Origin of the sequence: Glycocaulis sp., assembly GCF_052168375.1 — a bacterium.
GTDB lineage: Bacteria > Pseudomonadota > Alphaproteobacteria > Caulobacterales > Maricaulaceae > Glycocaulis.
Map to the genome: position 1 here is coordinate 1 of NZ_JBQLZR010000176.1, position 11,707 is coordinate 11,707.

General features: G+C 63.2%; 12 protein-coding genes. 5 read left to right on the forward strand and 7 right to left on the reverse strand.

The annotated features are described in order from the left end of the window. The 3 genes from ACTS2Z_RS07100 to ACTS2Z_RS07110 all read right to left on the reverse strand — a co-directional run. On the reverse strand, positions 1-498 hold a 498-nt coding region (locus ACTS2Z_RS07100; protein ID WP_442572524.1), incomplete at its 3' end, for an alpha/beta fold hydrolase. Beyond that, on the reverse strand, positions 498-1,370 hold the full coding sequence (locus ACTS2Z_RS07105; RefSeq protein ID WP_442572525.1) for an alpha/beta fold hydrolase: 873 nt from the start codon (positions 1,368-1,370) through the stop codon (positions 498-500). The genes ACTS2Z_RS07100 and ACTS2Z_RS07105, both read right to left, overlap by 1 nt. Beyond that, positions 1,367-2,071: a TetR/AcrR family transcriptional regulator gene (locus ACTS2Z_RS07110; RefSeq protein WP_442572526.1), complete on the reverse strand. Its 705-nt coding sequence runs from the start codon at positions 2,069-2,071 to the stop codon at positions 1,367-1,369. Before ACTS2Z_RS07110 ends, ACTS2Z_RS07105 begins: the two co-directional genes overlap by 4 nt. Before the next feature lie 185 nt (positions 2,072-2,256). Between ACTS2Z_RS07110 and ACTS2Z_RS07115 the strand changes: the two genes are divergently transcribed. Further along, positions 2,257-4,515: a TonB-dependent receptor gene (locus ACTS2Z_RS07115; RefSeq protein ID WP_442572527.1), complete on the forward strand. Its 2,259-nt coding sequence runs from the start codon at positions 2,257-2,259 to the stop codon at positions 4,513-4,515. 148 nt (positions 4,516-4,663) lie between these two features. Then, positions 4,664-5,992, forward strand: a complete 1,329-nt coding sequence (locus tag ACTS2Z_RS07120; protein ID WP_442572528.1) for a spinster family MFS transporter — start codon at positions 4,664-4,666, stop codon at positions 5,990-5,992. A gap of 78 nt (positions 5,993-6,070) precedes the next feature. Here ACTS2Z_RS07120 and ACTS2Z_RS07125 read toward each other — a convergent pair whose 3' ends face one another. From ACTS2Z_RS07125 to ACTS2Z_RS07135, 3 genes are all read right to left on the reverse strand, one after another. Beyond that, positions 6,071-6,625 carry a DJ-1/PfpI family protein gene (locus ACTS2Z_RS07125; protein ID WP_442572529.1) on the reverse strand — a complete coding sequence of 185 codons (555 nt, stop codon included), beginning with the start codon at positions 6,623-6,625 and terminating at the stop codon, positions 6,071-6,073. A 290-nt stretch (positions 6,626-6,915) separates the two neighbouring features. Then, entirely contained in the window at positions 6,916-7,365 is a 450-nt protein-coding gene (locus tag ACTS2Z_RS07130) for a hypothetical protein (protein ID WP_442572530.1), read from the reverse strand. 51 nt (positions 7,366-7,416) lie between these two features. Further along, positions 7,417-8,364, reverse strand: coding sequence for an isopenicillin N synthase family dioxygenase (locus ACTS2Z_RS07135; protein ID WP_442572531.1), 948 nt, complete (start codon positions 8,362-8,364; stop codon positions 7,417-7,419). A gap of 155 nt (positions 8,365-8,519) precedes the next feature. On the opposite strand from ACTS2Z_RS07135, the gene ACTS2Z_RS07140 reads away from it, so the two are divergent. The 3 genes from ACTS2Z_RS07140 (at position 8,520) to ACTS2Z_RS07150 (ending at position 11,031) form a co-directional block, all read left to right on the forward strand. Next, entirely contained in the window at positions 8,520-9,239 is a 720-nt protein-coding gene (locus ACTS2Z_RS07140) for a glutathione S-transferase N-terminal domain-containing protein (protein WP_442572532.1), read from the forward strand. 65 nt (positions 9,240-9,304) lie between these two features. Beyond that, a complete protein-coding gene (locus ACTS2Z_RS07145; protein WP_442572533.1) occupies positions 9,305-10,585 on the forward strand; it encodes a hypothetical protein in 1,281 nt (426 codons plus the stop codon). Between the two features lie 173 nt (positions 10,586-10,758). Continuing rightward, positions 10,759-11,031 (forward strand): hypothetical protein, encoded by a 273-nt coding sequence (locus tag ACTS2Z_RS07150; RefSeq protein WP_442572534.1) that lies wholly within the window; start codon positions 10,759-10,761, stop codon positions 11,029-11,031. 15 nt (positions 11,032-11,046) lie between these two features. Here the strand turns inward: ACTS2Z_RS07150 and ACTS2Z_RS07155 are convergent. Then, the coding region (locus ACTS2Z_RS07155; protein WP_442572535.1) for a polysaccharide biosynthesis/export family protein at positions 11,047-11,707 on the reverse strand (661 nt) is incomplete at its 5' end.

An 11,707-nucleotide genomic window follows, 5' to 3' on the forward strand; every position in this document is an offset into this window, starting at 1 on the left:
CGAGTACCCGCCCGGACTGACAAGGATCAGGCCCGCGACGCGGTCCGGGTTCGCAGCAGCTTGGCGCCAGGCGATCAGGCCGCCGAGCGAACTGCCGCCAATGACGGCGCGGTCTATCTCCAGCGCTTCAAGAAGCTGGCCCACCTGCGCGGCGGTATCCTCATTGGAATAGGCATTATCGCTGCGCGGGCCGGTCATGGCGTGGCCAGGCAGGTCGAAGCGGATGACGCGGTAATCCTCTGACAGCGCGTCGGCCCAGTCGTCAAAGCCTTCCAGCGAATGCGAGAATCCGTGGATCAGCACGATTGGTGGCGCATCGGCGTTGCCATCCTCGCGCACGCGCCAGGTCATTCCGGCTGCCTCTACCATGCGTTCGCCAGACGCAAGGGCAGGGGCCTCAGCGGCTTGCGGCGTGCGCGACAGCCAGACAGTCACGGCGATGGCGGCGACACCTGCAAGGATGAGGAGGCCAAGGATCGTCAGAAGGAGGTTGCGCATCAGTCGAGACCTTCAAGAAAGGTTTGAATGGCAGTGCGGGCAGCAGGTTCGGTCAACATCGGCGCATGGCCGACACGAGGCACTTCAACTGGCGTGAGGTTGGGGTGGCGCTGCGCCATGCGGGCGAAGACTTCCGGGGAAAGCAGGTCACTGATCGCACCGCGAATGGCCAGTACGGGAACTGGCGCCAGCGCATCGAAGACAGGCCAGAGATCGGGCGGCGCTGCACCGCCCGGCTCACGGAAGGGTTCGGCGATGGCCGGATCATAATCAAGCTCGATAAGACCGTCAGGGCGCTCGCGGCAGGTGCGCTTTGCGAACGCGATCCAGAAGGCTTCACCGGTCTCGTCGGGGAATGCCTCGCCATTGACGGCACGGACAGCTGCGGCTGCCTCATGCCAGTCGGCCATCGGCCCCTTGGCGCCGCCGACATAGCCTGCGATCCGCGTCAGGCCTGCGGGATCAAGCTCGGGGCCGATATCGTTCAGGACAGCGCCGGCCAGCAGGCCCGGGCGCAGTGCCGCTGTGATCATGGTCATCAGCCCGCCCATCGAGGTGCCGATGGCGATGATCTTCGCAATGCCTTCCTGATCCAGCAGGCCCAGCATGTCTTCCACATAGACTTGCGGGTTGTAGCGGTCCGGTGCCGAGCCCCGGTCTGAAAGGCCGCGTCCGCGCACATCGACCGCGATGACATTTCGTCCACCCGCCGCGATGGACGGGGCGAGGCCTTCAAAATCGCGGCTGTTGCGCGTCAGGCCATGCAGGCAGATGACGGGCAGCGAGCCACTGCCGCCTGATGCGGGATAGAACCGATAGGCCGTACGGATACCGTCAGCGGCCTTGAAAAAGCGTTGTTCAAAGGCGGTCATTTTGCTGCGGCCTCCTCCTTGGCGCGGGCGCGCGAACGCTCCTGAAGATAGAGTATGCCGGCGGCGATGAAGCCGGGCATGCGCTCGTGCACGCTTGCAATGTCAGATGATTTGCAAAGGCCCTTGGACAGCACGTCGATCCGCCCGGTCTGGGCAAAGGTCAGCACCAGTACGCCCGACAGGAAATGATAGCTCCAGTAGAGATCTTCCTCGGTGCAGCCGGGGATCTTGGGGCGCAAGGCTTCGAGAAAGCGCACCACGATGGGGTCGAAATACTTGTTCATCACCGCCGCGCCCCATTCCGGCGTGTTGGTGATCTGCCCGATCAGCGCGAAATAATTCTTCCATCCGGGGCCGCCATTGGCGGTACGGTCCAGAAGCGGATGGGTGAAGGCATTGATGATCGCTTCCACGGTCGGGCCTTCCGGCCCGGCATGGGCCTCCAGCTCCTCAAGCTCTTTCAGGCGGATGGCGTTCAGCTCTGTCGCCCGGCGCAGAAGCACCTCGTCGAACAGCTCGCGCTTGCCACCGAAATAATAGGTGACCAGAGCCGGGTCAGCTCCGGCCTTGCGCGCAATTTCGCGCACGGTGACGGCATGAAAGCCCGTCTGCGCGAACAGCGATTCAGCGGCATCGAGCAGCGCGGCCCGCGTCTTCTCGCCACGCCGGTTCTGCGGGCGGGTTTGGGTACGATTTGACATGCGGTCACTCTTGGCCGCTTCGCCCTGCGCGTCGATGGCTATCTGTTGCGGCATCGCCTCACCTTCCAGCAGATCACTGACTTCGAGTGTGATACCAATTGACTTTTCATTCAACGTTGAAAGTAATTCGCCGCGAGACGCTTGGCAGGAACCAGGCGCCCGATGATTCGATTGGGAGGATCACCATGAAAATGAAACTGCGCACATTCGGTGCCGCGGCCGCTCTTGCCGGCGTGTCGCCGCTTGCTTTCATGACACCGGCCGCGCTGGCTCAGGAAGAGGGCGCGAGCGCCAACCGTGAAGTGATCGTGGTTACGGCTCGCCGTACCGAAGAAAGCCTTCAGGATGTTCCAGGTGCCGTGTCGGCCTTCTCCGAAGCCGCCCTCGAGCGCATTGACGTCACCGACTCCACCGGCCTTCAGGGCTCGGTGCCGAACCTGAACATCGTTCAGGGCCGCGGCTCGTCGAACGCCACCAACATCTACATTCGCGGCGTCGGTCAGCCTGATGCGCTGCAGACCTTTGATCCGGCCGTCGGCTTCTACGTCGATGACGTGTACTACTCGCGTATTCGCGGCACGCAGCTCGACCTGTTCGACATCGAACGCATCGAGGTGCTGCGCGGCCCGCAAGGCACGCTCTACGGCAAGAACACCATCGGTGGCGCACTGCGCGTCATCACGCGCCGTCCCGACCAGGAAACGCGCGGCCAGTTCCAGGTGGGCGTTGGCAACTACTCGCTGTGGGATGCCCGTGCATCGGTCTCCGGCGGTCTCGCCGAGAACCTTGCCGGCAGCGTCGCGCTGTTTGGAACCGGGCGCGATGGTTATGTGACCAACCCGAATACGGGCGAGGAATACAACGATCGTAACGCAACGGCTGCGCGCGTCGCGCTTGCCTGGGATGCGGCTCCGGGCTTCACCGTTGACTGGAATGCAGACTGGTCGCGTGAAAACAATGCCCTGACCATGGGCCAACCGATCAATACGCTGACCACCCTGTTCGGTGTGCCGATCGTGACGCTGCCGGCGCAGGTGCCGCCGTACAACTTCACCGGCGTGGCGACGCCGGGCCTGCCCAACTCGTCGGAAATGACGCACTGGGGTTCGGCGCTGACCATGAACTGGGAGCTTTCCGACACGCTGACCCTGCGCTCCATCACCGCCTATCGTGAGCTGGAGTACGAAGATTACGTCGACATCGACGCAACCGCTCTGGAGACGGGCGATGTGCTGGTGGCCGTCGATCAGGACCAGATCAGCCAGGAATTCCAGCTGAACTATGAAGGCGAGCGCCTTACGGTGGTCAGCGGTCTCTTCTACATGATCGAGGACATCCAGTCCCATCAGGAAGCCTTCGCGGACGACCTTCTGACCGGGCCGGGCGGCTTTACCTTCCTGCGTACGATCGACGATGATCTGGAGACCCGCTCCTGGGCGCTCTACGCAAACGCGACCTTTGATCTGACGGACCGTCTCTCGGTCTCGGCGGGTATTCGCTACACCGACGAGCAGAAAGACTATTTCCGCACCACGTCGACCTTCTCCACCTTCCCGGGGCTGACGGTTGATCCGGCACTGGCATTCCGCATCGAGGAAAGCTGGACCAACACCTCTCCGATGGTGTCGCTCGACTATCGCTTCTCCGACAATGTGCTGTTCTATGGCCGCGTGTCGCAGGGCTTCAAATCGGGTGGCTTCAACGGCCGCGCCAACAATCCGGGCGAGCAGGCTCCGTACGATCCGGAAACCGTCACCTCCTACGAGCTCGGCGTGAAAACCGACTGGATGGACAACACGCTGCGCGCCAATTTCACGGTCTTCTACAACGACTATGAAGACTTCCAGGCGCGGGTGTCGGGTCTGGCGATCGATCCGGGAACGGGTCTGCCTTCGCCGGAACTCACCGTTCTGAACGCCGGTAGCCTGGAAATCTCCGGCTTCGAGGTCGAACTGGCCTACAACCCGGTGCCTGAGCTGCTTCTGGATGCCCAGATCGGCTATCTGGATGCCGCCTACGGCGAATTCGCCGACGCCCGCTTCACCAATTTTGGTGGCAGCCGCGCGTTCCAGGATCCGGCCTTCTCGCCGGAATGGACCAGCCGCTTCGGCGCGTCCTACGAGTTCGACCTTGCAGAGAACGGCTCGCTGCGCCTGTCCGGCTCTGCCCGTTACCGCTCGCGCATGGCGCTTGCCGTCGACAACACGCCGGTGAACTCCAATGTCGAGATCGAGGGCCTCTATCAGGACGCCTACTGGCTCTATGACGCCAACGCGGTCTGGACCAACCGGGATGGCAACTACTCGGTGGGCCTCTATGGACGTAACCTCGCTGACGAAGTCTACCGGACCGATGGTCAGGAGTTCTCCTCGGTGGGGAATATCCGCACCGTCTATTACGGTGCTCCGCGCACCTGGCGTCTGGTCTTCACCGCACGCTACTAGGCCGGGGGACGGCTGAGAAAACGCCGCCGGATGCTATGCAGCTCCGGCGGCGTTTTTCTTTTGCACTGACCTCGATGCCGGTCAAAATTCCAACCAGAGACGCTGGATAACCAGCGCGTAACGCCATTGCCTGCAAGGGGAGCGAACCATGAGTGAAACGCCGCCGGGTGCACCGGGCGTAGCTGCCGCGACCACTGTCCCGAAGCCGCCATCCAGCCTCTATCGTGGCTATGTGATGGTGATGCTGTTCCTGGTCTATGCGTTCAACTTTCTCGACCGGCAGATCATCTCCATTCTCGCCATCCCGATCCGCGAAGAGCTGGGACTGGATGACCGCCAGCTCGGCCTTCTGGGCGGCATTGCCTTCGCGCTTCTCTACTCGGTGCTCGGTGTTCCCATCGCCTGGCTGGCAGACCGGACCAACCGCGTCTGGATCATCACCATTTCGCTGGGTATCTGGAGCGGGTTCACCGCGCTGTGCGGCATGGCGCAGAATTTCTGGCAGCTCTTCGGAGCCCGTGTCGGCGTGGGGGTCGGGGAGGCAGGCGGTGTGGCACCGTCCTATTCGCTGATCGCAGACTATTTCCCGCCAGAGGCCCGCGCCCGTGCGCTCGCCTTCTATTCGCTCGGCATTCCGCTCGGCAGTGCGTTCGGCGTGATTGCCGGCGCGCAGATCGCCAGCGGCAATGTGGGCGAGGGCCTCGACTGGCGCTGGGCCTTCGTGATTGTAGGCGCGGCAGGCATTGTTCTCGCGCCGATATTCCGCCTGACCGTGCGCGAGCCTGCGCGTGGCCAGCTCGACACGGTCAAGATGGATGCCAAGGCGGCCAAGCCCAGCTTCTTTGCTGTCATCGCCGTCTTGCTGAAAAAGCCGGCCTTCTGGTTCCTGACCTTCGGGGCCGCCTGCTCGTCCATGATGGGCTATGGCGTCTTTTTCTGGGTGCCGAGCTTCCTGGCGCGTTCCTATGGCCTTGATCTTGTCACCACGGGCTGGATGTTTGGCGGGCTGCTGGTGATCGGCGGAGCGGCCGGCATCATTCTGGGCGGCTTCATTTCTGACTGGGTCGGCAAGAAGTCCAAGGCCTGGTATGCGCTGGTGCCGGGCATCGCCTTCCTCTTCACCATGCCCTTCTATGCCGTGGGTGTGCTCGCGCCGAACGCCACCATCGCCTTCTTTATCTTCATCATTCCAAACGCGCTGGCGCTGGCATGGCTGGGCCCGGTTCTTTCCGCCTTCCAGAACCTCGTGCCAGCCTCGATGCGGACCGTGGCCTCGTCGATCTTCCTTCTGATCAACAATCTTCTGGGGATCGGGGTTGGTATCTACGTGCTGGGCGAGTTGTCGACCATCCTGATGCCGACCTTCGGGGACGAGTCCCTGCGCTATTCGATCCTGATCGGTTCGTGTCTCTATCTGGTTGCCGCAGGCTTCATGTTCCTGGCGGCGCGCTGGCTGCCCCGGAACTGGGAAGGCTAGGGGCTCACATCCCATCATGCGAATACAAAAAAAGCCCCGGAGCGATGCTCCGGGGCTTTCTTCTGACGGGTGCGTGCCTCAGGCCACTTCGGACGTCGTTGTCTGAAGGGACTCGGCAAATACCTTGGCGACATCGTCGCGAGCAGTTTCGCCGCTGGCGGCAAAGACTTCGCCGTTGAGCGCGAGCGCCGCATCGGCTTCGCCGATCTCCTTGCCGGAAACCTCAGCCAGCATGGAGAGCGACTCGCCCGATGCGAAAATCGGACGGCCAGCAGCAAACATGTCCTGCAGCAAGCGCAGCGCAGCATTGGAATCGTTCAGCGCATCCACCGCGCGGCGGCCACCTGGCAGGACAAGACCCGCGCCCTCATCGGCCGTCACGTCATCAAAGCTGGCATCCACGACGAAGTTCATTTCTTCGCCCGTCTCCGTCCGGCCCGAAACCAGGGCACGGGCATTGGAGGCGACCTTCAGCTTGTAGCCGGAGCGCTCGGCGGCGCTGGCTGCGGCGTTCAGGTCCGGGACGGAAAAGCCGGGGGCGGCAAGGGCCAGGATGGTGCCGGCCTCACCCACACGGGCAATGTCGATACGCGGTTCACGGTGATGACGAAAATGACGTTTTGATGGGGTCATGAATCCTCCTGGCCTCGCGCGCGCTCGCGCAAGGCTGTTTGTGAAAAGAGATATGTGCGTGACCACGAAGGTAGGCAGTGTGGCCCGCCGGTTCAACGCCGGGTCACAGGAAAGCCTCTGACGAAATGGTGATCGGGGCCGCTGATGCCTTGCAAAAACGCGCCTCCGGGGGGAGCCGGAGGCGCGGTAAAGGCTTGGGTCGGTTGGTCAGGAATTCAACCTGATGGCACTATGCGCCTGACAACGGCATTGCGGAAATGAATAGTATCACTGGCGTTCATCGCCAAAATCTATTGCCGAGCCATGCTGCGCAGCCTGCGGTCATTATCCGCCGCAGCCAGCAGGGCCGTGCCCGCAACCGCCGCGATGGAAATACGCAATGTGATTTCGGCGGGTAGGTCGTTGAATACGGTCACGCCCGTGCCCACGACCACGCACACCACCAGAACCGGCAGCGTGGTGCGTCCGGTGCGAAGGATCACCTGGCGGGCAATGCTGTCGCCCAGCACATCGAGCTTCCAGCGCCTGCGCGCATAGATGACGATCCAGAGCCAAAGGATTGTACTGACCATCCACACGCCAAAGCCAATACCGGAGGCGAGATAGCCAACGCCCAGTCCCGCCCCGCCAAGCTGGGTCAGGGCTTCGCCGCCTTGCCAGGCGATGATGGCAATTGCGTTCAGTCGCGTCATGAGGCGGATGACCTGAAGGCTGTCTTCAGGACTCTTGCGATCCGTCATGCGCCGGCCTCCCCGTCAGCGGCGGCCGTGTTGTGGAATCGTCAGGCCTCGTCAGGCGAGGCGAATCTCCCGCAGCCGCTCCATAAGATACTCATGGGCGGTAATGGGCTGTAAATAGCGGTCGGGATTTTCCGGGCTGACGCATTGCTCCAGCGTGCGGATCTCAACATCCGGGGCAAAGTGCAGGAAAAAGGGCGTCGAATAGCGCGAATAGCCCATGCGCTCTGCGCTGGGATTGACCACGCGGTGCGTCGTGGACGGCAGCACGTGATTGGTCAGGCGCTGCAGCATGTCGCCCACATTGACGACCAGCGCGCCCGGCGGCGGATTGATTGCCAGCCACTCGCCCGTCCGGGTTTTCACTTGCAAGCCGGCTTCCTCTGCCCCCAGCAGCAGGGTGATGACGTTGATGTCCTCGTGGGCGCCCGCGCGCACCCCGTCAGGATCGCCCTTGATTGGGGGGTAGTGCAGGAGGCGCAGGATGGAATTGCCTTCGGCAACGCGGGCTTCAAACCAGTTTTCCGGCAAATCCAGATGACGCGCGATGGCCTTCAGAAGGATACGGCCCATAGCGTCCAGCGCATCAAACAGGTCACGCGTCGCTTCATCAAAGCCTGCCACATCGGCTACCGGCACGTTGGCGGGCATCATCGCCTCAAAGCGGTGACCGGCAGGCAGATCGCGCCCGCGATGCCAGAACTCCTTCAGATCAACGGCAGCCGCACCCTTTGCCGCCTCGACGCCAAACGGCGTGTAGCCGCGCTGTCCGCCGCCGCCCGGCTGGTGGTAGCGGCGCTTGGTTTCATCTGGCAGGGCAAAGAAAGCCTTGGTGTCGGCAATGGCGCGGTCGATCACGTCCTGGTCGATTGTGTGGTCGCTGACCACCGCAAAGCCGAACTCGCGGAAACTTCCGCACAGCGCATCGGCAAAGCCCTGCGGGTCGCGGGCGGCCTGCGCAAAGGAAACGGGCTTGATCAGGTCTTGCAGGATGGCGCTCATTTCGGACTTCCAGCGTGAGAGGGGTCAGGCAGGCCATTTAGCGCGTCTTACCCCGGAGATGAAGCGCGCTCACCCTTGACGATGCAGCGCTCCCTGCCGACTTGCCAGTGCGACAAGCGCGGCCCAAAGTCGCGCCGCAAGCTGGAGACAAAGGCATGAGCGAGCCCATCGACGTTTTCTACTGGCCGACCCCCAATGGCTGGAAGGTCACCATTGCTCTGGAAGAAATGGAGCTGCCCTATCGCCTGCGCCCGGTAAATATCGGGGCGGGTGAGCAGTTCCAGCCCGAATTTCTCAGCATTAGCCCCAACAACCGCATGCCGGCGATCACCGATCCCGATGGCCCGGACGGCAAGCCGATCTCGGTCTTCGAAAGCGGTGCAATCCTGCAATATCTCGCTCGCAAGACGGGCAAGTTTTACGGCGCCAATGCCCGTGAACAGGCCGATGTGGAGCAATGGCTCTTCTGGCAGATGGGCGGCCTCGGCCCGATGGCCGGTCAGGCACACCATTTCCGCTCCTACGCCAGGAAAGTCGAACCTGACGAGAGCAAGCTGGAATACGGCGCCAACCGCTACACCAACGAAGTAAACCGCCTTTATGGCGTGATGGAACGCCGCCTTGCCGACCGGGACTATCTCGCTGGCGAGTATTCCATTGCCGACATGGCTGCCTGGCCCTGGATCTTGCCTGAAGGGCAAGGGCAGAACCTTGATGATTTCCCGAACCTGAAAGCCTGGGTGGAGCGGATCAGGGAGCGCCCCGCCGTGCGCAAGGGCCGCGATGCCGGCAAGGAATTGCGTTCCAACCTTGCCGAGGACAGCGATGCGGCGAAGAAGGCCCGCGAGATACTGTTCGGCCAGAAGGCTCGCTAGGCAATCGCTCTGACTTTCCCCCAGCTGCCGCGCATGGTTAGATGGGCGCCGGGGGGATGACGAGCTTGAGACGCGACACAGCAGACAGTCTGGCAAGGATTGCCGCGCGCAAGCGCCGTGTCTGCTCGCCGCAGGAGGCAGGCTGGCCGCGCCGTCTTGCATGGTGGGGCTGGACGCTTGTCAGCTCGGCTGTCCGCCCGGCTTTGTTCCTGATGCTGGCAGGCCTCTCGGCTTATTGGACAATCGAAGGGGTTCGCCAGCTTGACGCGAACGCGACCCCGGCGGCAGGCGATGACCGGATTGGCTCCGCCTTTGCCGCGCTTGCCCCCGATGCAGATGCAGCGTCCTCGGTGTGGAGCCAGGAACTCAATGATGCGATGCGGCCGCAGGGCCAGTCACCGGCCGATACCGCCCTTGCGGCGAGCCTGATTGCTGCCTTCGAGGACATTGTGGGCCGTGAACGCTTTGCCAGCCTTCTCTGGGCCGAGCTGGACGGGCGGCCACAAGACGAAGCCGAGGCGATTTTGCGGGCCCTGCCGGTATGGGTGCGCGAGCGGGAACTGGAAAACGCCTGGGCGAGCCTGCTTGCTGGCCCGGCTGATAATGGCGTGCTCGCGCTCGCGCCGCAGGCCGCGCGCAACCGGCTGGACCGGGCATCGCGCCTGTACGACGGGCTGGATCCTCTGCAGGCGGCGTTCTTTGCCGGTCACCAGAACGGCGCATTGAACCTCGCGCTTCTTCCCGGGCTTGCTGATGGAGCCGGTACACTCTGGCTCCTCTCTGACGAGGCCGCCATGACGGAGCACTGCGCTGCAGGCGAAGCGCTTGAATGCGCGCTGGCGCAGGCGGGGGCCGACCGCAGCGCCGGGCAAGGCGCTCGGCTGATGCGGGCCGCCCTCCTGAGTGGACATGCGAACGCGGCATGGCGCGAGGTGCTGGAAGCGGCGGACCCTGTTGCCCTGCGCGCCGTTGCCAGCGAGTTGGCCGCCGTTGCGCGCCACACCTCGAATATTGACGCGATACGGCTCACAGCAGCGTTGCAGACCCTGCAGGACGTTTCGCGCCTGCGCCGCCTGTCGCAGGAGGCTGGCCCGCGCACGCTGGCACTCGTTCACCTTCGCGGACATGCAGCGCTGGATCTGGACCGGGGCGAGGAGCCGCGCCCCTTGCTGACGCCTGGCGCCGTCCAGCGCTTTGCCCTCGCAGGCGTGTTCGCCTTGCTTGCCATTGGCATGGTGCTGGCAGCTCTGGCTTCTGCATTCAGCGTTGAAATCAGTGGCCGGGCAGGGCTTGGCCAACGGCTCGACATACGAGCCCGCGAGTTACTTCTTGGTAGGAAAGCCTAACGAAAATAAATGCTTAAAATGCATTATTCTTAGTGCGCCTTAACCCTGTGGATACACTTCCCCGCGATTATGCCCTCACACAAACGCGAAATCTTGCGTGGGTGGTGGGGTGTCAATCACCGGTTCGAGACGAGGGCAAAGCCCCGCAGAACCGAAAAGGAATGGGGAAGAAAATGGCTTTCACCGATGTGGAAACCCGTCAGGTTCACGACGCGATCAACACCGATCCGACTGGCGAAGACCTGTGCAAGCTCGGCCTGATCTACTCGACCGGGCAGGGCGGCGTCATCGACTTTGTCGAGGCGCACAAATGGTTCAACCTGGCTGCGCTGATGGGTTCAGAGCCCGCCAAGCACTATCGCCGGGAAGTTTCCAGCGAGATGGGTAGCGAAGAGATCGCTGCGGCCCAGCGCGCTGCCCGCGAATGGCTGTCCACGCGCCACTAGTCTGACGCGGCCGGTCTAGTCGCGGGTCGCCTCGAACAGCAGGTAGTTGAAACCTGAATCGAGGGGCAGAATACCACGTACATACTGGTCGACGAACAGATTGACCTCGGCAATGCCCGAGCGCGGCACGAACACGACATCGTGGCGGGCCAGCGGGATCATGTCGGCAGGACGGCCTCGCAGGGCCGCGCCAACATCGACAGTGCGCATCATGGCGCCGCCATCGGGCGCGCGCCGCAGGACAACGACTGAACCTCGCCGCGCGCTCGTCTGGAAGCCGCCGGCGAACATGATCGCTTCAAGAACACCCGTCCGGCCGTCGGGCAGGGGGTAGGGGCCGGGCGCGTTCACCTCGCCGCCCACAAGGATGCGCTGCGAGCCGAAGCTTAAGGGCCGCACTTCCACGATCGGATCGCGCAGGACACGCGCATAGCCGTCCGCGATGGCGCGCGCTGCTTCCGGCGCCGTCTTCTGGGCCACCATGATACCGCCGACCAGTGGCAGGTTCGCCCGTCCGTCCGGGCCTATTTCCACTTCGCGGGACAGTTCAGGCGCGGTGTGCACCGTAACCTCGATCCCGTCACCGGGATAAAGCCGGTAGACCGGGTCGCCGCCCGACCAGGCCTGAAAGCGCGAAGGGTCGAAGGACGGTGCTTCCCTGCGTGCACCGCTTGCG

What these genes read in the sequence shown, in the direction of transcription:
- ACTS2Z_RS07130 (WP_442572530.1), bottom strand. Translation starts at nt 7,365, where the DNA reads ATGACGGATCGCAAGAGTCCTGAAGACAGCCTTCAGGTCATCCGCCTC.
- ACTS2Z_RS07150 (WP_442572534.1), top strand. Translation starts at nt 10,759, where the DNA reads ATGGCTTTCACCGATGTGGAAACCCGTCAGGTTCACGACGCGATCAAC.
- ACTS2Z_RS07125 (WP_442572529.1), bottom strand. Translation starts at nt 6,625, where the DNA reads ATGACCCCATCAAAACGTCATTTTCGTCATCACCGTGAACCGCGTATC.
- ACTS2Z_RS07110 (WP_442572526.1), bottom strand. Translation starts at nt 2,071, where the DNA reads ATGTCAAATCGTACCCAAACCCGCCCGCAGAACCGGCGTGGCGAGAAG.
- ACTS2Z_RS07140 (WP_442572532.1), top strand. Translation starts at nt 8,520, where the DNA reads ATGAGCGAGCCCATCGACGTTTTCTACTGGCCGACCCCCAATGGCTGG.
- ACTS2Z_RS07105 (WP_442572525.1), bottom strand. Translation starts at nt 1,370, where the DNA reads ATGACCGCCTTTGAACAACGCTTTTTCAAGGCCGCTGACGGTATCCGT.
- ACTS2Z_RS07115 (WP_442572527.1), top strand. Translation starts at nt 2,257, where the DNA reads ATGAAAATGAAACTGCGCACATTCGGTGCCGCGGCCGCTCTTGCCGGC.
- ACTS2Z_RS07120 (WP_442572528.1), top strand. Translation starts at nt 4,664, where the DNA reads ATGAGTGAAACGCCGCCGGGTGCACCGGGCGTAGCTGCCGCGACCACT.
- ACTS2Z_RS07135 (WP_442572531.1), bottom strand. Translation starts at nt 8,364, where the DNA reads ATGAGCGCCATCCTGCAAGACCTGATCAAGCCCGTTTCCTTTGCGCAG.